Annotated in this window: 20 protein-coding genes; 19 read left to right on the forward strand and 1 reads right to left on the reverse strand. The window is 71.0% G+C overall.

What is annotated here, in order from left to right:
- Positions 1–141: 141 nt before the first annotated feature.
- The 7 genes from aroC to nusB all read left to right on the forward strand — a co-directional run bounded on the left by aroC (position 142) and on the right by nusB (position 6,313).
- Positions 142–1,326 carry a chorismate synthase gene (gene aroC, locus SRB17_RS35580; protein WP_153544678.1) on the forward strand — a complete coding sequence of 395 codons (1,185 nt, stop codon included), beginning with the start codon at positions 142–144 and terminating at the stop codon, positions 1,324–1,326.
- A 32-nt stretch (positions 1,327–1,358) separates the two neighbouring features.
- On the forward strand, positions 1,359–1,841 hold the full coding sequence (locus SRB17_RS35585) for a shikimate kinase (protein WP_153545010.1): 483 nt from the start codon (positions 1,359–1,361) through the stop codon (positions 1,839–1,841).
- The gene (gene aroB / locus SRB17_RS35590) at positions 1,838–2,929 is read left to right on the forward strand and encodes a 3-dehydroquinate synthase (protein WP_153544680.1); all 1,092 of its coding nucleotides are present in this window, start codon (positions 1,838–1,840) and stop codon (positions 2,927–2,929) included. Before SRB17_RS35585 ends, aroB begins: the two co-directional genes overlap by 4 nt.
- Before the next feature lie 217 nt (positions 2,930–3,146).
- Positions 3,147–4,046, forward strand: a complete 900-nt coding sequence (locus SRB17_RS35595) for a Pro-rich N-terminal domain-containing protein (protein ID WP_153544682.1) — start codon at positions 3,147–3,149, stop codon at positions 4,044–4,046.
- 85 nt (positions 4,047–4,131) lie between these two features.
- Entirely contained in the window at positions 4,132–5,271 is a 1,140-nt protein-coding gene (locus tag SRB17_RS35600; RefSeq protein ID WP_153544684.1) for an aminopeptidase P family protein, read from the forward strand.
- Between the two features lie 44 nt (positions 5,272–5,315).
- Positions 5,316–5,882, forward strand: a complete 567-nt coding sequence (efp, locus tag SRB17_RS35605) for an elongation factor P (protein ID WP_014671526.1) — start codon at positions 5,316–5,318, stop codon at positions 5,880–5,882.
- A 2-nt stretch (positions 5,883–5,884) separates the two neighbouring features.
- Complete coding sequence (nusB, locus tag SRB17_RS35610) at positions 5,885–6,313, forward strand: transcription antitermination factor NusB (protein WP_323376801.1); 429 nt, start codon at positions 5,885–5,887, stop codon at positions 6,311–6,313.
- Between the two features lie 245 nt (positions 6,314–6,558).
- On the opposite strand, the gene bldD is transcribed toward nusB, so the two are convergent.
- On the reverse strand, positions 6,559–7,062 hold the full coding sequence (bldD, locus tag SRB17_RS35615; RefSeq protein WP_014671524.1) for a transcriptional regulator BldD: 504 nt from the start codon (positions 7,060–7,062) through the stop codon (positions 6,559–6,561).
- 253 nt (positions 7,063–7,315) lie between these two features.
- Here bldD and pyrR point away from each other — a divergent pair, with 253 nt between their 5' ends.
- From pyrR to coaBC, 12 genes are all read left to right on the forward strand, one after another.
- On the forward strand, positions 7,316–7,897 hold the full coding sequence (gene pyrR / locus SRB17_RS35620) for a bifunctional pyr operon transcriptional regulator/uracil phosphoribosyltransferase PyrR (RefSeq protein WP_153544686.1): 582 nt from the start codon (positions 7,316–7,318) through the stop codon (positions 7,895–7,897).
- 89 nt (positions 7,898–7,986) lie between these two features.
- Positions 7,987–8,964, forward strand: a complete 978-nt coding sequence (locus SRB17_RS35625; RefSeq protein WP_153544688.1) for an aspartate carbamoyltransferase catalytic subunit — start codon at positions 7,987–7,989, stop codon at positions 8,962–8,964.
- A 5-nt stretch (positions 8,965–8,969) separates the two neighbouring features.
- Positions 8,970–10,256 carry a dihydroorotase gene (locus tag SRB17_RS35630; RefSeq protein WP_153544690.1) on the forward strand — a complete coding sequence of 429 codons (1,287 nt, stop codon included), beginning with the start codon at positions 8,970–8,972 and terminating at the stop codon, positions 10,254–10,256.
- Positions 10,253–10,813, forward strand: coding sequence for a hypothetical protein (locus SRB17_RS35635; protein ID WP_323376803.1), 561 nt, complete (start codon positions 10,253–10,255; stop codon positions 10,811–10,813). Before SRB17_RS35630 ends, SRB17_RS35635 begins: the two co-directional genes overlap by 4 nt.
- The gene (gene carA / locus SRB17_RS35640) at positions 10,810–11,952 is read left to right on the forward strand and encodes a glutamine-hydrolyzing carbamoyl-phosphate synthase small subunit (protein ID WP_153544692.1); all 1,143 of its coding nucleotides are present in this window, start codon (positions 10,810–10,812) and stop codon (positions 11,950–11,952) included. The genes SRB17_RS35635 and carA overlap by 4 nt, the downstream gene beginning before the upstream one ends.
- Positions 11,945–15,253 carry a carbamoyl-phosphate synthase large subunit gene (gene carB, locus SRB17_RS35645; RefSeq protein WP_323376805.1) on the forward strand — a complete coding sequence of 1,103 codons (3,309 nt, stop codon included), beginning with the start codon at positions 11,945–11,947 and terminating at the stop codon, positions 15,251–15,253. The genes carA and carB overlap by 8 nt, the downstream gene beginning before the upstream one ends.
- A gap of 51 nt (positions 15,254–15,304) precedes the next feature.
- Positions 15,305–16,411 (forward strand): quinone-dependent dihydroorotate dehydrogenase, encoded by a 1,107-nt coding sequence (locus SRB17_RS35650; protein WP_153544694.1) that lies wholly within the window; start codon positions 15,305–15,307, stop codon positions 16,409–16,411.
- Positions 16,408–17,253, forward strand: coding sequence for an orotidine-5'-phosphate decarboxylase (pyrF, locus tag SRB17_RS35655; protein WP_153544696.1), 846 nt, complete (start codon positions 16,408–16,410; stop codon positions 17,251–17,253). The genes SRB17_RS35650 and pyrF overlap by 4 nt, the downstream gene beginning before the upstream one ends.
- Positions 17,254–17,520: 267 nt before the next feature.
- Positions 17,521–17,844: an integration host factor gene (locus SRB17_RS35660; RefSeq protein WP_003977346.1), complete on the forward strand. Its 324-nt coding sequence runs from the start codon at positions 17,521–17,523 to the stop codon at positions 17,842–17,844.
- Between the two features lie 73 nt (positions 17,845–17,917).
- Complete coding sequence (gene gmk, locus SRB17_RS35665; RefSeq protein WP_153544698.1) at positions 17,918–18,475, forward strand: guanylate kinase; 558 nt, start codon at positions 17,918–17,920, stop codon at positions 18,473–18,475.
- 51 nt (positions 18,476–18,526) lie between these two features.
- Positions 18,527–18,799 (forward strand): DNA-directed RNA polymerase subunit omega, encoded by a 273-nt coding sequence (gene rpoZ / locus SRB17_RS35670; RefSeq protein ID WP_030493615.1) that lies wholly within the window; start codon positions 18,527–18,529, stop codon positions 18,797–18,799.
- A 125-nt stretch (positions 18,800–18,924) separates the two neighbouring features.
- Positions 18,925–20,127: a bifunctional phosphopantothenoylcysteine decarboxylase/phosphopantothenate--cysteine ligase CoaBC gene (gene coaBC / locus SRB17_RS35675; RefSeq protein ID WP_323376809.1), complete on the forward strand. Its 1,203-nt coding sequence runs from the start codon at positions 18,925–18,927 to the stop codon at positions 20,125–20,127.
- The last annotated feature ends 28 nt before the right edge of the window (positions 20,128–20,155 follow it).

Here is a 20,155-nt window from a genome sequence, read left to right on the forward strand (position 1 = left end):
TGGACCTGTCGCCGGATTCCGGCCCCGGACGTGGGAGGATCGGAGGTGGCGGACCGGGGTCGCGCACCCGGTCGCCGTCGCCGTACGCGAGGACGTGCGTACACAGGGGCAGTACCGGGCGCGAACACGACAGGAGCACCGTTGAGCAGGCTGCGTTGGCTGACCGCGGGGGAGTCCCACGGTCCCGCACTTGTCGCGACGCTGGAGGGGCTTCCCGCCGGCGTGCCGATCACCACGGAGATGGTGGCGGACCACCTGGCGCGGCGGCGGCTCGGCTATGGCCGCGGTGCGCGGATGAAGTTCGAGCGCGACGAGGTCACCTTCCTGGGCGGCGTCCGGCACGGTCTCACACTCGGCTCCCCGGTCGCGATCATGGTGGGCAACACGGAGTGGCCCAAGTGGGAGCAGGTCATGGCGGCCGACCCGGTGGACCCGGAGATCCTCGCCGGCCTGGCCCGCAACGCCCCGCTGACCCGCCCGCGTCCCGGTCACGCGGACCTCGCCGGCATGCAGAAGTACGGCTTCGACGAGGCCCGCCCGATCCTGGAGCGCGCCTCCGCCCGTGAGACGGCCGCCCGGGTGGCGCTGGGCGCGGTGGCGCGGTCGTACCTGAAGGAGACGGCCGGCATCGAGATCGTCTCGCACGTCGTCGAGCTGTGCTCCGTGAAGGCTCCGCAGGGCGCCTACCCCACGCCGGCCGACGTCGAGAAGCTGGACGCCGACCCGCTGCGCTGCCTGGACGCGGACGCCTCGAAGGCGATGGTCGCGGAGGTCGACCAGGCCCACAAGGACGGCGACACGCTCGGCGGCGTGGTCGAGGTGCTGGCGTACGGCGTCCCGGTCGGCCTCGGTTCGCACGTGCACTGGGACCGCAAGCTGGACGCCCGGCTCGCCGGGGCCCTGATGGGCATCCAGGCGATCAAGGGCGTCGAGATCGGTGACGGCTTCGAGCTGGCCCGGGTGCCCGGCTCCAAGGCGCACGACGAGATCGTGAGCACGCCCGAGGGCATCCGGCGCGTCTCCGGCCACGCCGGCGGCACCGAGGGCGGGCTGAGCACGGGCGAGCTGCTGCGGGTGCGCGCGGCGATGAAGCCGATCGCGACGGTGCCGCGCGCCCTGAAGACGGTGGACGTCGCCACCGGCGAGGAGGCCCAGGCCCACCACCAGCGCTCCGACGTCTCCGCCGTGCCGGCCGCGGGCATCGTCGCCGAGGCCATGGTGGCGCTCGTCCTCGCGGACGCGGTCGCCGAGAAGTTCGGCGGCGATTCCGTGGCCGAGACCCGCCGCAACGTGCAGTCGTACCTCGACAACCTGCGGATCCGGTGAGCGCCGTGCCCGCTGTCGTCCTGGTCGGCCCGATGGGTGTCGGCAAGTCCACCGTCGGCCGGCTGCTCGCCGACCACCTCGGCCTCGGCTACCGGGACACCGACGAGGACATCGTCGCCGCCGAGGGCCGCACCGTCGCCGAGATCTTCGTCGACGAGGGCGAGCCCGCCTTCCGCGCCATCGAGAAGCGGGCCGTGCACACCGCGCTCGCCGAGCACGAGGGCGTCCTCGCGCTCGGCGGCGGCGCGATCCTCGACGCCGACACGCGCGCGTTGCTCGCCGGGCAGCGGGTGGTCTACCTCTCGATGGACGTGGAGGAGGCCGTCAAGCGCACCGGCCTGAACGTGGCGCGGCCGCTGCTCGCCGTCAACCCGCGCAAGCAGTGGCGCGAGCTGATGGAGGCCCGGCGGCACCTGTACGAGGAGGTCGCCACCGCCGTCGTGGCGACGGACGGCCGTACCCCCGAAGAGGTCACCCGAGCAGCGCTTGACGCACTGGAGTTGAAGGAAGCATGAGCGAGGCAGTCACCCGGATCCAGGTCGCCGGCACGGCGGGCACCGACCCCTACGAGGTGCTGGTCGGGCGCCAACTGCTCGGTGAGCTGGGCGGGTTGATCGGCGCCAAGGCCAAGCGGGTCGCGGTGATCCACCCGGAGGCGCTGGCCGAGACGGCTGACGCGCTCCGCGCCGACCTGGCCGGGCAGGGCTACGAGGCGATCGCCATCCAGGTGCCGAACGCCGAGGAGGCCAAGACCGCCGAGGTCGCCGCCTACTGCTGGAAGGCGCTCGGCCAGTCCGGCTTCACCCGCTCCGACGTCGTCGTCGGCGTGGGCGGCGGCGCGACCACGGACCTCGCCGGCTTCGTCGCCGCGACCTGGCTGCGCGGGGTGCGCTGGATCGCCGTCCCCACCACGGTGCTCGCCATGGTGGACGCGGCGGTCGGTGGCAAGACCGGCATCAACACCGCCGAGGGCAAGAACCTCGTCGGCGCCTTCCACCCGCCGGCCGGCGTCCTGTGCGACCTGGCCGCGCTGGACTCCCTGCCGGTCAACGACTACGTCTCCGGGCTCGCCGAGGTCATCAAGGCCGGCTTCATCGCGGACCCGGTGATCCTCGACCTGATCGAGTCCGACCCGGAGGCCGCCCGGACCCCGGAGGGCCCGCACACGGCCGAGCTCATCGAGCGCTCGATCCGGGTGAAGGCGGAGGTCGTCTCCTCGGACCTGAAGGAGTCGGGCCTGCGCGAGATCCTCAACTACGGCCACACGCTCGGCCACGCCATCGAGAAGAACGAGCGCTACAAGTGGCGGCACGGCGCGGCGGTCGCGGTCGGCATGCACTTCGCCGCCGAACTCGGCCGTCTGGCGGGCCGGTTGGACGACGCGACGGCGGACCGGCACCGCTCGGTCCTGGAGGCGGTCGGCCTCCCGCTGCACTACCGCTACGACCAGTGGCCCAAGTTGCTGGAGACGATGAAGATCGACAAGAAGTCCCGCGGCGACCTGCTGCGGTTCATCGTCCTCGACGCTCTCGCCAAGCCGACCGTCCTGGAGGGCCCGGACCCGGCCGTCCTGCTCGCCGCGTACGGAGAAGTGGGCCAGTAGGCCTTCGGCGGGGGAGCGGTCCCGTACGTCCTCCGCTGTTCCGTTCGCCCGGTTCCTGGCCTCCGCTCCCTGCCTCGACTTCCTCTGCGGAACGGGCACTTCGGGCCGCCCCCGGCCGTTTCACCAAACGACGGCGGGGGACGGTACCGTTCGGTAGGCGGCGGGCTCACCCCCGCTGCCAGCACGAATTGCCTTGTACGAGACGGAGTGGCAACGGATGCAGCACGCAGTGGGGTCACCGCTGCCGCCGCCCCACCAGCCGGGGCAGCTGCCGCACGCCGGCTGGGCGTCGGCCGCCCACCACCCGGGCCCGCACTCGGGAGCCTCCCGGGGGCCCGTCCCCGTGCCCCCGCCACCGGGCTTTCCGGCCCCGGCCGGCGCCGTTCCGCCGACGTCCCCGCAACCTTTCGTGCCCCAGCCGCCGGTGCCCCAGCCTCCGGGCGCGCAGCCCGCCGTCCCGCCGGCCCCCGACACCACCGGTCACGTCCCGCTGCCGCCCGGCGGCCCGGTCGGCGTGCCCATGGTGCCCCCTGCTCCCGCCGCGGCCCCCGACCCGGCGACCACCACGCTGGCCGTGCTGCTGATCGGCCCGGCCGGCGCGGGCAAGACGAGCGTCGCCAAGTACTGGGCCGACCACCGCCGCGTGCCCACCGCCCACATCAGCCTGGACGACGTGCGCGAATGGGTGCGCTCGGGCTTCGCCGACCCCCAGTCCGGCTGGAACGACAACTCCGAGGCCCAGTACCGCCTGGCCCGCCGCACCTGCGGCTTCGCCGCCCGCAACTTCCTCGCCAACGGCATCTCCTGCATCCTGGACGACGCGGTCTTCCCGGACCGCCCGGTCGTCGGCCTCGGCGGCTGGAAACGCCACGTCGGCCCCGGCCTGCTGCCCGTCGTCCTCCTCCCGGGCCTGGACATCGTCCTGGAGCGCAACGCCGAACGCACCGGCAACCGCCGCCTCACCGACGAGGAGGTGGCCCGCATCCACGGCCGTATGGCCGGCTGGTACGGCTCGGGCCTCCCGATCATCGACAACTCGCAACTCGACATCCCGGCCACGGCACGAGTCCTGGACGAGGTCCTGGCACGAGCCATGGCGAGCCCGCCGAGCTGGTAAGCCGATCCACGGCGACCACCCCCCACAAACCCCACTCGGCCCCTAAAAATCGGCACAACCCGCCCAAAACTCCTACGCTCATCTCATGTCAGAGGTGTACGCCACCCGCCGTTCCCGGCTGAGAGACCACTTCACCGCGGCCGGCACCGCGGCAGCGCTCGTCACCCGTCCAGCCAACGTGCGCTACCTCGCCGCCGCAGCCCCGCAGGGCTCCGCGCTGCTGCTCGGCAAACGCGAGGACCTCCTCGTATGCGTCGGCCAGCCCGACGACCGCCCCGCCGAGGGCCGCCCGGACGAGAACCTGCGCCTGCACGTCCTCCCGCCGAACGCCGCCGTGGGTGCCGGCACCGGTGCCGGCACCGGCGCCGACGCGGCGGTCGTCGCGGCGGACCTCGCCGTGGCCCAGGACGCCGACTCCCTGGCCGTCGAGGAACACCACCTCACGGTCACCCGGCACAGAGCCATCGCCTCCGCGGCCCCCACGCTCCGGCTCGGCGGCCTCGGCGGAGCCGTGGAACAGCTCAGGGTGGTCAAGGACGAGGAGGAGATCTCCTGTCTCCGCATCGGCGCCGAGATCGCCGACCAGGCACTCGGCGAGCTGCTGGAGTCCATCCTGGTCGGCCGCACCGAACGGCACCTCGCGCTGGAGCTGGAGCGCCGCCTGGTCGACCACGGCGCCGACGGGCCCGCCTTCCCCACCTCCGTCGCCACCGGGCCGAACTCCGGCCGCCGCGGGCACCGCCCCACCGACCGGCGGGTGGAGGAGGGCGACTTCCTCACCGTGTGCCTGGGCGCCACCTACCGCGGCTACCGCTGCGAGATCGGCCGTACCTTCGTGATCGGCACCTCGCCGGCCGACTGGCAGATCGAGCTGTACGACCTCGTCTTCGCCGCCCAGCGCGCCGGACGCGAGTCCCTGGCACCTGGCGCCGGCTACGCCGATGTGGACCGCGCGGCTCGCCAGGTACTGGACTCCGCGGGCTATGCGGAGGCGCTGCCACCGCTGACCGGACACGGTGTCGGACTCGAAATCGACGAGGACCCGCAGTTGGCCCCCGCCGCCATGGGTAAACTGGACGCTTGCGTGCCGGTCACCGTCGAACCCGGGGTCCACCTCCCGGGCCGGGGCGGCGTCCGGATCGATGACACGCTCGTCGTGCGCCCCGAGGCGGACGGCGGACCCGAGCTACTCACCATCACGACCAAGGAGCTGCTCGCGCTGTAGCGCGTGACCCGGGGTCGTACGTCAGTCCAGGAGATTCCGCAACCGTGGCTTCCACGAACGACCTCAAGAACGGCATGGTGCTCAAGCTCGAAGGCGGCCAGCTCTGGTCCGTCGTCGAGTTCCAGCACGTCAAGCCCGGCAAGGGCCCGGCCTTCGTGCGCACCAAGCTGAAGAACGTGCTGTCCGGCAAGGTGGTCGACAAGACCTTCAACGCCGGCGTCAAGGTCGAGACCGCCACTGTCGACAAGCGCGACATGCAGTTCTCGTACATGGACGGCGAGTACTTCGTCTTCATGGACATGGAGACCTACGACCAGCTGCACATCGACCGGAAGGCCGTCGGCGACGCCGCGAACTTCCTGGTCGAGGGCTTCACCGCCACCGTCGCGCAGCACGAGGGCGAGGTTCTCTTCGTCGAACTGCCCGCCGCGGTCGAGCTGACCATCGCCGAGACCGAGCCGGGCGTCCAGGGCGACCGCTCCACCGGTGGCACCAAGCCCGCCACCCTGGAGACCGGCCACCAGATCCAGGTCCCGCTCTTCATCACCACCGGTGAGAAGATCAAGGTCGACACCCGTACGAGCGACTACCTCGGCCGGGTGAACAGCTAACCGTGGCTGCCCGCAACACGGCCCGCAAGCGCGCCTTCCAGATCCTCTTCGAGGGCGACCAGCGCGGCGCCGACGTCCTGACGGTCCTCGCGGACTGGATCCGGCTGTCCCGGTCCGACACCCGGCAGCCGCCGGTCAGCGAGTACACGATGCAGCTGGTCGAGGGATACGCCGAGCATGTGAGGCGGATCGACGAGCTGATCGCCCAGTACGCGGTCGGCTGGACGCTCGACCGGATGCCGGTCGTGGACCGCAACATCCTGCGGCTGGGCGCGTACGAGCTGATCTGGGTCGACGAGACCCCGGACGCCGTCGTCCTGGACGAGATGGTGCAGCTGGCGAAGGAGTTCTCGACCGACGAGTCGCCCGCGTTCGTCAACGGGCTGCTGGGCCGCCTGAAGGAGCTCAAGCCTTCGCTCCGCCGGGACTAGCGCGGCAGAGCCGACAAAGGGGCGCCGTGGGACTGCGGCAGCCAGGCGACCTGCGGGTCGTCGATGGCTGGTCGCGCCCACGCGGCGGAGCCGCATATCGACTCCGCCCCGCGCCCCTTAGGCATGCTTGCCCTCCCCGGCACCTGGAAGGCGCCGGTACAAGCGCAAAGAAGCCGCCGGGGTGGCCGGAACCGCAAAGTTCCGGCCACCCCGGCGGCACGTTTCTGCTGAGGCAGTCGAAGCGGTTACGCCTCTTCGTGCGTGGCCACCGCGCGGCGCGCGTCCGCGTCCAGGACGCCCCAGCTGATCAGCTGCTCGGTGAGGACCGAGGGGGACTGGTCGTAGATGACGGCGAGCGTGCGCAGGTCGTCCTGGCGGATGGAGAGCACCTTGCCGTTGTAGTCACCGCGCTGGGACTGGATCGTGGCCGCGTAGCGCTGCAGGGGGCCCGCCTTCTCGGCCGGCACGGTGGCCAGCCGCTCCAGATCCAGGACCAGCTTCGGCGGCGGCTCGGCGGCCCCGCCCGGCGTGGTGCCCGGCAGCAGCTCCTGCACCGGAACGCCATAGAAATCGGCCAGCTCGGCGAGCCGCTGGACGGTCACCGCACGGTCGCCACGCTCGTAGGACCCGACCACCACGGCCTTCCAGCGACCCTGGGACTTCTCCTCGACACCGTGGAGGGAAAGGCCCTGCTGGGTGCGGATGGCCCGGAGCTTGGCCCCGAGCTGTTTGGCGTATTCGCTGGACATATAGCTCCCCGGACACTGTGTCGACGCGGCCGGACTGGCTTCCCGCCGCGCGGCTGGTAACTCACTGTGAGGTTACGCAGCGTGACTCTGATGCGTCAAGCCGAATGGTCCACACCGACTCTTCCGTGGTAGCGACGGCCCGCTAGGCCAGGGGGGTGACCGGGGGCCTCCCCATGACCTGCTAGGGTTGATGGCGCAAATCAGGCGTCCTTTAAGGTCCGTCCCGTGAGGCGGAGAAGGAGGTCCTTTTCGTATGGACAAGCAGGACTCGCACGCCACCCCGCCCGCGTCCGATGCGCGGCCCGTTCTCGAGGGCCCCGACATCGCACGGGTGCTGACCCGTATCGCCCACGAGATCGTCGAGCGCGCCAAGGGCGCCGACGACGTGGTGCTCCTCGGCATTCCGACCAGGGGCGTCTTCCTCGCCCAGCGGCTCGCCGTCAAGCTGGAGCAGATCACCGACCGAAAGATGCCGGTCGGCTCGCTCGACATCACCATGTACCGCGACGACCTGCGCATGCACCCGCCGCGTGCGCTGGCCCGCACCGAGATCCCCGGTGACGGCCTCGACGGCAAGCTGGTCGTCCTCGTCGACGACGTGCTCTTCTCCGGCCGCACCATCCGCGCCGCACTCGACGCCCTGAACGACATCGGGCGCCCGCGCGCGGTCCAGCTCGCGGTCCTGGTCGACCGCGGCCACCGCGAACTGCCCATCCGCGCCGACTACGTCGGCAAGAACCTCCCCACGTCGCTGCGGGAGACGGTCAAGGTCCAGCTCGCCGAGGAGGACGGTCGCGACACCGTGCTGCTCGGCGTGAAGCAGACCGGCCACTAGCGGATCCGGCGCACGGCCGCTTCGGCGTGCCCACACGCGCACGGACTGCCTGAAATCTCCCGATTGAACTGCCTTACGGAGCCTGACAGATGCAGCGTCATCTCATCTCGGCCGCCGACCTCACCCGCGACGACGCCGTCCTGATCCTCGACACCGCCGAGGAGATGGCCCGGGTCGCCGACCGGCCGATCAAGAAGCTGCCGACCCTGCGCGGCCGCACGATCGTCAACCTCTTCTTCGAGGACTCCACCCGCACCCGGATCTCCTTCGAGGCCGCCGAGAAGCGCCTCTCCGCGGACGTCATCAACTTCTCCGCCAAGGGGTCGAGCGTCTCCAAGGGCGAGTCCCTGAAGGACACCGCCCAGACCCTGGAGGCCATGGGCGTCGACGCCGTCGTCATCCGGCACGGCGCCTCCGGAGCCCCGTACCGCCTCGCCAACTCCGGCTGGATCGACGCGGCGGTCATCAACGCCGGCGACGGCACCCACCAGCACCCCACCCAGGCCCTGCTGGACGCCTTCACCATGCGCCGCCGCCTCGTCGGCCGGGACGCCGGGCTCGGCCAGGACCTCTCCGGCAGGCGCATCACGATCGTCGGCGACGTCCTGCACAGCCGGGTCGCCCGCTCCAACGTCGATCTGCTGCACACCCTCGGCGCCGAGGTCACCCTGGTCGCCCCGCCCACCCTGGTCCCGGTGGGCGTCGAGACCTGGCCGTGCGAGGTGTCGTACGACCTCGACAGCACGCTGCCCAAGAGCGACGCCGTGATGATGCTCCGCGTCCAGCGCGAGCGGATGAACGCCGCCTTCTTCCCGACCGAGCGCGAGTACTCCCGCCGCTACGGCCTCGACGGCGACCGCATGGCCCGGCTGCCCGAGCACGCCATAGTGATGCACCCCGGCCCGATGGTGCGCGGCATGGAGATCACCGCCGAGGTCGCCGACTCCGACCGCTGCACCGCCGTCGAGCAGGTCGCCAACGGCGTCTCCATCCGGATGGCCGTGCTGTACCTGCTGCTCGGTGGCAACGAGCCCGCCGTCACCCACTCTCGTACCGAGGAGAAGTAACACCCATGAGCAAGATCCTGATCCGTGGTGCGAAGGTGCTCGGCGGCGAGCCGCAGGACGTGCTGATCGACGGCGGGACGATCGCCGAGGTGGGCACCGGTCTCAGCGCCGAGGGCGCCGAGACCGTGGAGGCGTCCGGCAAGGTGCTGCTCCCCGGCCTGGTCGACCTGCACACCCACCTGCGCGAGCCGGGCCGCGAGGACTCCGAGACGGTCCTGACCGGCACCCGCGCGGCGGCGTCCGGCGGCTACACGGCCGTCTTCGCCATGGCCAACACCTTCCCCGTCGCCGACACCGCCGGTGTGGTCGAGCAGGTCTGGCGGCTCGGCAAGGAGCACGGCTACTGCGACGTGCAGCCCATCGGTGCCGTCACCGTCGGCCTGGAGGGCAGGAAGCTCGCCGAGCTGGGCGCGATGCACGAGTCGGCCGCCGGGGTCACCGTCTTCTCCGACGACGGCAAGTGCGTGGACGACGCGGTGATCATGCGCCGCGCGCTGGAGTACGTGAAGGCCTTCGGCGGAGTCGTCGCCCAGCATGCCCAGGAGCCGCGGCTGACCGAGGGCGCCCAGATGAACGAGGGCGTCGTCTCCGCCGAGCTGGGCCTGGGCGGCTGGCCGGCCGTCGCCGAGGAGTCGATCATCGCGCGGGACGTGCTGCTCGCCGAGCACGTCGGCTCCCGCGTGCACATCTGCCACCTGTCGACCGCCGGGTCCGTGGAGATCGTCCGCTGGGCCAAGTCGCGCGGCATCGACGTCACCGCCGAGGTCACCCCGCACCACCTGCTCCTCACCGACGAGCTGGTGCGCACGTACAACCCCGTCTACAAGGTCAACCCGCCGCTGCGCACCCAGCGCGACGTGCACGCGCTGCGCGAGGCCCTGGCCGACGGCACGATCGACATCGTCGCCACCGACCACGCCCCGCACCCGCACGAGGACAAGGACTGCGAGTGGGCCGCCGCCGCCATGGGCATGGTGGGCCTGGAGACCGCGCTGTCGGTGGTCCAGGAGACCATGGTCGACACGGGCCTGCTGGACTGGGCTGGCGTCGCCGACCGGATGTCCGTCAAGCCCGCGCAGATCGGACAGGCCACCGGACACGGCCGTCCCGTCTCGGCTGGTGAGCCCGCCAACCTCACCCTCGTCGACACGGCATACCGTGGCCAGGTGGACCCCGCGGGCTTCGCCTCGCGCAGCCGCAACACCCCGTACGAGGGTCGTGAGCTGCCGGGCCGTGTGACGCACACGTGGCTGCGGGGCAAGGCCACGCTCGTCGACGGGAAGCTCACGTGACACCTGTAATCCTGCTGGCGGCGGCCAAGAAGTCGGCCGACGTCACCAACTGGCCGGCCCGCATCGGCTGGCTCGTCGGACTCCTGCTCTTCATCGCGCTCGTCTACTGGCTGATGCGCGAGGGCTGGAAGTGGCGCGGCACCCTCCAGAGCGACCTGCCCGCGCCGCCCGGCGCGCCGGAGGAGACCGGCCCGGCCAGACTGAGCATGAGCGGCCGCTACCACGGCTCCACCACGGCCGGCCAGTGGCTGGACCGCATCGTGGCCCACGGCCTGGGCACCCGCAGTCGGGCCGAGCTCACCCTGACCGACGAGGGGCTGGAGGTCGAGCGTCCCGGAGCGAGCGACTTCTTCGTCCCGACCGCCGCACTGCGCGGGGCCCGGCTGGACAAGGGCATCGCCGGCAAGGTCCTCACCGAGGGCGGACTGCTGGTGGTGACCTGGGCGCTCGGCGACAAGCTGATCGACTCCGGCTTCCGCTCCGACCACGCGGCCGAGCACACCGAGTGGGTCGACACCCTGAACCACATGATCAACGACACGGAAGGCGCACGATGACGACCTCCACAAGGGGAGCCGCCAGGGTTCCCGCCGTACTCGTCCTGGAGGACGGCCGCACCTTCCGCGGCCGTGCCTACGGGGCGGTGGGGGAGACCTTCGGCGAGGCCGTGTTCTCCACCGGTATGACCGGCTACCAGGAGACCCTGACCGACCCGTCGTACGACCGCCAGATCGTCGTCGCGACCGCCCCGCAGATCGGCAACACCGGCTGGAACGACGAGGACGACGAGTCGGGCCGCATCTGGGTCTCCGGCTATGTGGTGCGCGACCCCGCGCGCGTGCCGTCCAACTGGCGCGCCAAGCGCTCCCTGGACGACGAGCTGGAGCGGCAGGGCGTGGTCGGCATCTCCGGCATCGACACCCGGGCCCTCACCCGCCATCTGCGCGAGCGCGGCTCGATGCGCGCCGGCATCTTCTCCGGCGAGGCGATCGCCGCCGAGTCCGAACTCCTCACGCGCGTGCTGGCCCAGCCGCACATGAAGGGCGCGAGCCTCTACGAGGAGGTCGCGACCCAGGAGGCGTACGTCGTCCCCGCGATCGGCGAGAAGCGCTTCACCGTCGCCGCGATCGACCTCGGCATCAAGGGCATGACCCCGCACCGCATGGCCGAGCGCGGCATCGAGGTCCACGTCCTGCCCGCGACCGCCACGGCCGACGAGCTCTACGCCGTCAATCCGGACGGCGTGTTCTTCTCCAACGGCCCGGGCGACCCGGCGACCGCCGACGGGCCGGTGGCCCTGATGACCGCCGTCCTGGAGCGGAGGACGCCGCTGTTCGGCATCTGCTTCGGAAACCAGATCCTCGGCCGCGCCCTCGGCTTCGGCACCTACAAGCTGAAGTACGGCCACCGGGGCATCAACCAGCCGGTCCAGGACCGTACGACCGGCAAGGTCGAGGTCACCGCGCACAACCACGGCTTCGCCGTGGACGCGCCGCTCGACAAGGTCAGCGACACGAAGTTCGGCCGCGCCGAGGTCTCGCACGTCTGCCTGAACGACGACGTCGTGGAGGGGCTGCAGCTGCTCGACCAGCCGGCCTTCTCCGTCCAGTACCACCCCGAAGCGGCAGCGGGTCCGCACGACGCCGCCTACCTGTTCGACCGCTTCGTCTCCCTGATGGAGGGCCAGCGTGCCTAAGCGCACCGATATCCAGTCCGTCCTGGTCATCGGCTCCGGCCCGATCGTCATCGGCCAGGCCGCCGAGTTCGACTACTCCGGCACCCAGGCGTGCCGCGTGCTCAAGGCCGAGGGCCTGCGCGTGATCCTCGTCAACTCCAACCCGGCGACGATCATGACCGACCCGGAGATCGCCGACGCCACCTACGTCGAGCCGATCACCCCGGACTTCGTCGAGAAGATCATCGCCAAGGAGCGCCCCGACGCCCTGCTGCCCACCCTGGGCGGCCAGACGGCCCTGAACACCGCCATCTCGCTGCACGAGAACGGCGTCCTGGCCAAGTACGGCGTGGAGCTGATCGGCGCCAAGCCCGAGGCGATCCACAAGGGCGAGGACCGCGACCTGTTCAAGGCCGTCGTGGACGCCGTCAAGGCCAAGATCGGCCACGGCGAGTCCGCCCGCTCGGTCATCTGCCACTCCATGGACGACGTCCTCAAGGGCGTCGAGCAGCTCGGCGGCTACCCGGTCGTCGTCCGCCCCTCCTTCACCATGGGCGGCGCCGGCTCCGGCTTCGCCCACGACGAGGAGGAACTGCGCCGCATCGCGGGCCAGGGCCTCACGCTCTCCCCGACCACCGAGGTGCTCCTGGAGGAGTCCATCCTCGGCTGGAAGGAGTACGAGCTGGAGCTGATGCGCGACAAGCACGACAACGTCGTGGTCGTCTGCTCCATCGAGAACTTCGACCCCATGGGCGTGCACACCGGCGACTCGATCACCGTCGCCCCGGCGATGACGCTGACCGACCGCGAGTACCAGATCCTGCGCGACATCGGCATCGCCGTGATCCGCGAGGTCGGCGTCGACACCGGCGGCTGCAACATCCAGTTCGCGGTGAACCCCGAGGACGGCCGCGTGATCGTCATCGAGATGAATCCGCGCGTGTCGCGGTCCTCGGCGCTCGCCTCCAAGGCCACCGGCTTCCCGATCGCCAAGATCGCCGCCAAGCTGGCCGTCGGCTACACCCTGGACGAGATCCCGAACGACATCACGCAGGAGACCCCGGCCTCCTTCGAGCCCACGCTCGACTACGTGGTCGTCAAGGCCCCCCGCTTCGCCTTCGAGAAGTTCCCGCAGGCCGACTCCACGCTGACCACCACCATGAAGTCGGTCGGCGAGGCCATGGCCATCGGCCGCAACTTCCCCGAGGCCTTCCAGAAGGCGCTGCGCTCGCTGGAGAAGAAGGGCAGCCAGTTCACCTTCGTCGGCGAGCCCGGCGACAAGGAAGCCCTGCTGCGCGAGGCCGTACGGCCCACCGACGGCCGCATCAACACGGTCATGCAGGCCATCCGCGCGGGCGCCACGCCCGAGGAGGTCTTCGCGTACACGAAGATCGACCCCTGGTTCGTGGACCAGCTCTTCCTGATCAAGGAGATCGCGGACGAGCTGTCCGAGGCCTCCGAGCTGACCGCCGAACTGCTCGCGGAGGCGAAGCGGCACGGCTTCTCCGACCACCAGATCGGTGAGATCCGCGGCCTGCGCGAGGACGTCGTCCGCGAGGTCCGGCACGCCCTCGGCATCCGCCCGGTCTACAAGACGGTCGACACCTGCGCCGCCGAGTTCGCCGCGAAGACGCCGTACTTCTACTCGTCCTTCGACGAGGAGACGGAGGTCGCGCCCCGCGAGAAGCCGGCCGTCATCATCCTCGGCTCCGGCCCCAACCGCATCGGCCAGGGCATCGAGTTCGACTACTCCTGTGTCCACGCCTCCTTCGCACTGAGCGACGCGGGCTACGAGACCGTGATGGTCAACTGCAACCCGGAGACCGTCTCCACCGACTACGACACCTCCGACCGGCTGTACTTCGAGCCGCTCACGCTGGAGGACGTGCTGGAGATCGTCCACGCCGAGCAGCAGGCCGGGCCGGTCGCGGGCGTGATCGTGCAGCTGGGCGGCCAGACCCCGCTCGGCCTGTCCCAGGCACTGAAGGACAACGGCGTGCCGGTCGTCGGTACGTCCCCCGAGGCCATCCACGCGGCCGAGGACCGCGGCGCCTTCGGCCGTGTCCTGAAGGAGGCCGGCCTGCCCGCCCCGAAGCACGGCACGGCCACCACCTTCGCCGAGGCCAAGGCCATCGCCGACGAGATCGGCTACCCGGTCCTGGTCCGGCCGTCGTACGTCCTCGGCGGGCGCGGCATGGAGATCGTCTACGACGAGACCCGCCTCGCCTCCTACATCGCCGAGTCCACCGAGATCAGCCCCTCCCGGCCGGTCCTCGTCGACCGGTTCCTGGACGACGCGATCGAGATCGACGTCGACGCCCTCTACGACGGCGAGGAGCTGTATCTCGGCGGCGTGATGGAGCACATCGAGGAGGCCGGCATCCACTCCGGCGACTCGGCGTGCGCCCTGCCCCCGATCACCCTCGGCGGCTTCGACATCAAGCGGCTGCGCGCCTCGACCGAGGCCATCGCCAAGGGTGTCGGCGTGCGCGGACTGATCAACATCCAGTTCGCGATGGCGGGCGACATCCTCTACGTCCTGGAGGCCAACCCGCGCGCCTCCCGCACGGTCCCCTTCACCTCCAAGGCGACCGCGGTGCCGCTCGCCAAGGCCGCCGCGCGGATCTCGCTGGGCGCGACCATCGCCGAGCTGCGTGCCGAGGGCCTGCTGCCCAGGACGGGCGACGGCGGCGAGCTGCCGCTGGACGCGCCGATCTCGGTCAAGGAGGCCGTCATGCCCTGGTCGCGGTTCCGCGACATCCAGGGCCGCGGCGTGGACACCGTCCTCGGCCCGGAGATGCGCTCCACCGGCGAGGTCATGGGCATCGACTCCGTCTTCGGCACGGCGTACGCCAAGTCGCAGGCGGGTGCGTACGGCCCGCTGCCCACCAAGGGCCGCGCGTTCATCTCGGTCGCCAACCGCGACAAGCGCTCGATGATCTTCCCGGCACGCGAGCTGGTCGCCCACGGCTTCGAGCTGCTCGCCACCTCCGGCACCGCCGAGGTACTCAAGCGCAACGGCATCAACGCCACGGTCGTGCGCAAGCAGTCCGAGGGCACCGGCCCGAACGGTGAGCGGACGATCGTCCAGCTGATTCACGACGGCGAGGTCGACCTCATCGTCAACACCCCGTACGGCACCGGCGGCCGCCTCGACGGCTACGACATCCGTACGGCCGCGGTGGCCCGCTCCGTGCCGTGCCTGACCACGGTCCAGGCGCTCGCCGCGGCGGTCCAGGGCATCGACGCCCTCAACCACGGTGACGTGGGCGTCCGTTCGCTCCAGGAACACGCGGAACACCTGACCGCGGCCCGCGACTAGCAGCCCTGAGGGGGACACCGGGAACGGTGTCCCCCTCTTCACGAGGACACCATGTACAAGATCCTTTTCAGTCTGGTCTTCAAGCGCATGGATCCCGAGAAGGCCCACCACCTGGCCTTCCGCTGGATCCGCCTCGCCGTCCGCATCCCGGTGCTGCGCACCTTCGTCGCGGCCGCCCTCGCGCCCCGCTACAAGGCACTGCGCACGGAGGCCTTCGGGCTGCGCATGCACGGCCCCTTCGGGCTGGCGGCCGGCTTCGACAAGAACGCCGTCGCGATCGACGGCATGTCGATGCTGGGGTTCGACCACGTCGAGATCGGCACGGTCACCGGCGAGGCGCAGCCCGGCAACCCCAAGAAGCGGCTGTTCCGGCTCGTCGCGGACCGCGCGCTGATCAACCGCATGGGGTTCAACAACGACGGCTCGCTGGCCGTGGCGGCCCGCCTCGCCACCCGGGAACCGGTCTTCAGGACGGTCGTCGGTGTCAACATCGGCAAGACCAAGGTCGTCCCGGAGGCGGAGGCCGTCGGCGACTACGTGAAGTCGGCCGAGCGCCTCGCGCCGTACGCGGACTACCTGGTCGTCAACGTCTCCTCGCCGAACACCCCCGGGCTGCGCAATCTGCAGGCGGTGGACCATCTGCGCCCGCTGCTGACCGCCGTGCGCGAGGCCGCCGACCGCACGGTCGCCAACCGGCGCGTGCCGCTGCTGGTGAAGATCGCCCCGGACCTCGCCGACGAGGACGTCGACGCCGTCGCCGACCTGGCCGTGGAGCTGGGCCTGGACGGCATCATCGCGACCAACACCACCATCGCGCGCGAGGGACTCGGTCTGAAATCCCAACCCTCCCTGGTGAAGGAGACCGGCGGGCTGTCCGGCGCCCCGCTCAAGGCGCGCTCCCTGGAGGTCCTGCGCCGCCTGTACGCGCGCGTGGGCGACCGGATCACCCTGGTGGGCGTGGGCGGCATCGAGACCGCCGAGGACGCCTGGCAGCGCATCCTGGCCGGCGCCACGCTGGTCCAGGGCTACAGCGCCTTCATCTACGAGGGCCCGTTCTGGTGCCGCGCGATCCACAAGGGCCTCGCCGCCCGACTGCGCACCAGCCCGTACGCCACCCTCGCCGACGCCGTCGGCGCCGACGTGAGGAAGCCCGCATGACCTCGTACGAGCCCTTCGGCGCCCGGCTGCGCCGCGCCATGGACGAGCGCGGCCCGCTGTGCGTCGGCATCGACCCGCACGCGTCCCTGCTCGCCGAGTGGGGCCTGAACGACGACGTGGCCGGTCTGGAGCGGTTCAGCCGCACGGTCGTCGAGGCGGTGGCCGACCGGGTCGCCGTGATGAAGCCGCAGAGCGCCTTTTTCGAGCGCTTCGGCTCCCGTGGCGTCGCCGTGCTGGAGACGGTCGTCCAGGAGGCGCGCGGAGCCGGCACCCTCGTCGTGATGGACGCCAAGCGCGGCGACATCGGCTCGACCATGGCCGGGTACGCCGAGGCGTACCTGCACAAGGACGCGCCGCTGTTCTCCGACGCGCTGACCGTCTCGCCGTACCTCGGCTACGGCTCGCTCAGCCCGGCCGTCGCACTGGCCCGGGAGAGCGGCGCCGGCCTGTTCGTGCTGGCGCTGACCTCCAACCCCGAGGGTCCCGAGGTCCAGCACGCGGTCCGCGCCGACGGCCGGACCGTGGGCGCGACCATGCTGGCCCACCTGGCCGCCGAGAACGCGGGGGAGGAGCCGCTGGGCTCCTTCGGCGCCGTCGTCGGCGCCACGGTCGGCGAGCTGTCGTCGTACGACCTCGCCATCAACGGCCCGCTCCTCGCGCCCGGCGTCGGGGCGCAGGGGGCGACCGCGGCCGACCTTCCCAGGGTGTTCGGGTCGGCGGTGCGCAACGTCGTGCCGAACGTCAGCCGGGGCGTGCTGCGGCACGGGCCCGAGGTGGGGGCCCTGCGGGCGTCCGCGGAGCGCTTCGCGGAGGAGATCCGGGCAGCCGTCGCGGGTGCCTGAGCCCTCCTCGGGGCCCTCGGAGAACGGCGGCGCGGCGACTTGAGTGTGAATACATCCTCAAATCGGGGGCATTATGTCTGAAATGTCCGGCCTGGCGGAGGCTGACCAGGACTTTTCCGCTGTTCTCGCTGACTCTGGCGGACTTGACCGCTAGTCTCCGAGCAGAGTGAACGGGCGAAGCGTGTTGCTCGTAGCTCCCCAGGTGTGGGGCGACTAGGTTCCTCACCGGTCCGTATCCGACAGTTCGACATCCGAGGTGACGTAGGCGTGGCTCTTCCGCCCCTTACCCCCGAACAGCGCGCAGCCGCGCTCGAAAAGGCCGCCGCGGCTCGCCGGGAGCGGGCCGAGGTCAAGAATCGACTCAAGCACTCCGGCGCCTCCCTGCACGAGGTCATCAAGCAGGGCCAGGAGAACGACGTCATCGGCAAGATGAAGGTCTCCGCGCTGCTCGAGTCGCTGCCGGGCGTGGGCAAGGTCCGCGCCAAGCAGATCATGGAGCGTCTGGGCATCTCCGAGAGCCGCCGCGTGCGCGGTCTCGGTTCCAACCAGATCGCTTCCCTGGAGCGTGAGTTCGGCAGCACCGGCTCCTGAGGCCGTCCTCCCGGTACAGGGGAAGGCGGACCGGGAGTCCCGGGCACTCCGGGATTGCTGGAATAATCGCTGCATGAGTGAACGTCCGCGGCTGACCGTGCTCTCCGGCCCCTCGGGGGTCGGCAAGAGCACGGTCGTCGCCCATATGCGCAAGGAACACCCCGAGGTCTGGCTCTCGGTGTCGGCCACCACCCGCAGGCCGCGCCCCGGCGAGAAGCACGGAGTCCACTACTTCTTCGTCACCGACGAGGAGATGGACAAGCTGATCGCCAACGGCGAGCTGCTGGAGTGGGCCGAGTTCGCCGGCAACCGCTACGGCACGCCCCGCGCGGCCGTGCTGGAGCGGCTGGAGAAGGGCGAGCCGGTGCTGCTGGAGATCGACCTCCAGGGCGCCCGGCAGGTCCGAGAGTCGATGTCCGACGCCCGGCTGGTGTTCCTGGCTCCACCCTCCTGGGAGGAGCTGGTGCGCAGGCTGACCGGCCGGGGCACCGAGCCGCCCGAGGTCATCGAGCGCCGCCTGGAGGCGGCCAGGACCGAGCTGGCGGCCGAGCCGGAGTTCGACACGACCTTGGTCAACACCTCCGTCGAGGACGTGGCTCGCGAGCTGCTAGCCTTGATGGATGTTGTGTGATCACGAGTGTGTGATCACGATGATCTTTTCCCACCCATCGGAAGGTAGAGCGTGTCCTCTTCCATCACCGCGCCCGAGGGCATCATCAACCCGCCGATCGACGAGCTTCTCGAGGCCACCGACTCGAAGTACAGCCTCGTGATCTACGCGGCAAAGCGTGCCCGCCAGATCAACGCGTACTACTCGCAGCTCGGCGAGGGCCTCCTCGAGTACGTCGGTCCGCTCGTCGACACCCACGTCCACGAGAAGCCGCTCTCGATCGCCCTGCGTGAGATCAACGCGGGTCTGCTGACCTCCGAGGCCGTCGAGGGCCCCGTCCAGTAGCACCGCGGAGTACTGCGCAGTAGTACTTTCAGACTGCGAACGATTTATCCACAGGCCCGGCAGTCACTCTGCCGGGCCTGTGGTGTGTCATGGGTGTTGCAGGGTTCCTAGTCCGGGGAGTGAGCGTGGACAAGCCGAAGGTCGTTCTGGGGGTCAGCGGCGGCATCGCCGCCTACAAGGCCTGTGAGCTGCTGAGAAGGTTCACGGAGTCGGGCCACGACGTCCGCGTGGTGCCCACCGCCTCCGCGCTGCACTTCGTCGGCGCCGCCACCTGGTCCGCCCTGTCCGGCAACCCCGTCTCGACGGAGGTCTGGGACGCCGTCCATGAGGTCCCGCACGTCCGCATCGGCCAGCACGCCGACCTGGTGGTCGTCGCACCCGCCACCGCCGACATGCTCGCCAAGGCCGCCCACGGCCTCGCCGACGACCTGCTGACGAACACGCTCCTGACCGCCCGCTGCCCGGTGGTCTTCGCACCCGCCATGCACACCGAGATGTGGGAGCACCCGGCCACCCAGGAGAACGTGGCCACGCTGCGCCGGCGCGGCGCCGTCGTCATCGAGCCCGCGGTCGGCCGGCTCACCGGCGTCGACACCGGCAAGGGCCGGCTGCCCGACCCGGTGGAGATCTTCGAGGTCTGCCGCCGGGTGCTGGCCCGCGGCATCGCCGAGCCCGACCTCGAAGGGCGGCACGTCGTCGTCTCCGCCGGCGGCACCCGCGAGCCGCTCGACCCGGTCCGCTTCCTCGGCAACCGCTCCTCCGGCAAGCAGGGCTACGCCCTCGCCCGCACCGCCGCCGCCCGCGGCGCCCGGGTCACCCTGATCGCGGCCAACACCGGCCTGCCCGACCCGGCGGGCGTGGACGTCGTGCCGGTCGGCACGGCCGTCCAACTGCGCGAGGCCGTCCTGAAGGCGGCGGCGGACGCCGACGCGGTCGTCATGGCCGCCGCGGTCGCCGACTTCCGGCCGGCCGCCTACGCCACCGGCAAGATCAAGAAGAGGGACGGCCAGGACCCCGACCCGATCGTCCTGGTGCGCAATCCGGACATCCTCGCGGAGATCTCGGCCGAGCGTGCCCGCCCCGGCCAGGTGGTCGTCGGCTTCGCCGCCGAGACCGACGACGTCCTCGCCAACGGCCGCACCAAGCTCGCCCGCAAGGGCTGTGACCTGCTCGTGGTCAACGAGGTGGGGGAGCGCAAGACGTTCGGCTCCGAGGAGAACGAGGCCGTGGTGCTGGGCGCCGACGGCAGCGAGACGCCCGTGCCGTACGGTCCGAAGGAGGCCCTGGCCGACACCGTCTGGGACCTGGTCGCACCGCGTCTGGGCTGATGTCCGGGCGACCTCGGCGGCGGGTTCA

It is taken from the genome of Streptomyces sp. RB17 (genome assembly GCF_009604455.1).
In the GTDB taxonomy this organism is placed as follows: domain Bacteria; phylum Actinomycetota; class Actinomycetes; order Streptomycetales; family Streptomycetaceae; genus Streptomyces.

Coding starts and splice junctions, on each gene's coding strand:
- SRB17_RS35600 (WP_153544684.1), top strand. CDS start 4,132: ATGTCAGAGGTGTACGCCACCCGCCGTTCCCGGCTGAGAGACCACTTC.
- pyrR (WP_153544686.1), top strand. CDS start 7,316: ATGGACAAGCAGGACTCGCACGCCACCCCGCCCGCGTCCGATGCGCGG.
- SRB17_RS35650 (WP_153544694.1), top strand. CDS start 15,305: ATGTACAAGATCCTTTTCAGTCTGGTCTTCAAGCGCATGGATCCCGAG.
- gmk (WP_153544698.1), top strand. CDS start 17,918: ATGAGTGAACGTCCGCGGCTGACCGTGCTCTCCGGCCCCTCGGGGGTC.
- bldD (WP_014671524.1), bottom strand. CDS start 7,062: ATGTCCAGCGAATACGCCAAACAGCTCGGGGCCAAGCTCCGGGCCATC.
- SRB17_RS35585 (WP_153545010.1), top strand. CDS start 1,359: ATGGGTGTCGGCAAGTCCACCGTCGGCCGGCTGCTCGCCGACCACCTC.
- SRB17_RS35595 (WP_153544682.1), top strand. CDS start 3,147: ATGCAGCACGCAGTGGGGTCACCGCTGCCGCCGCCCCACCAGCCGGGG.
- SRB17_RS35625 (WP_153544688.1), top strand. CDS start 7,987: ATGCAGCGTCATCTCATCTCGGCCGCCGACCTCACCCGCGACGACGCC.
- carA (WP_153544692.1), top strand. CDS start 10,810: ATGACGACCTCCACAAGGGGAGCCGCCAGGGTTCCCGCCGTACTCGTC.
- SRB17_RS35630 (WP_153544690.1), top strand. CDS start 8,970: ATGAGCAAGATCCTGATCCGTGGTGCGAAGGTGCTCGGCGGCGAGCCG.
- pyrF (WP_153544696.1), top strand. CDS start 16,408: ATGACCTCGTACGAGCCCTTCGGCGCCCGGCTGCGCCGCGCCATGGAC.
- aroB (WP_153544680.1), top strand. CDS start 1,838: ATGAGCGAGGCAGTCACCCGGATCCAGGTCGCCGGCACGGCGGGCACC.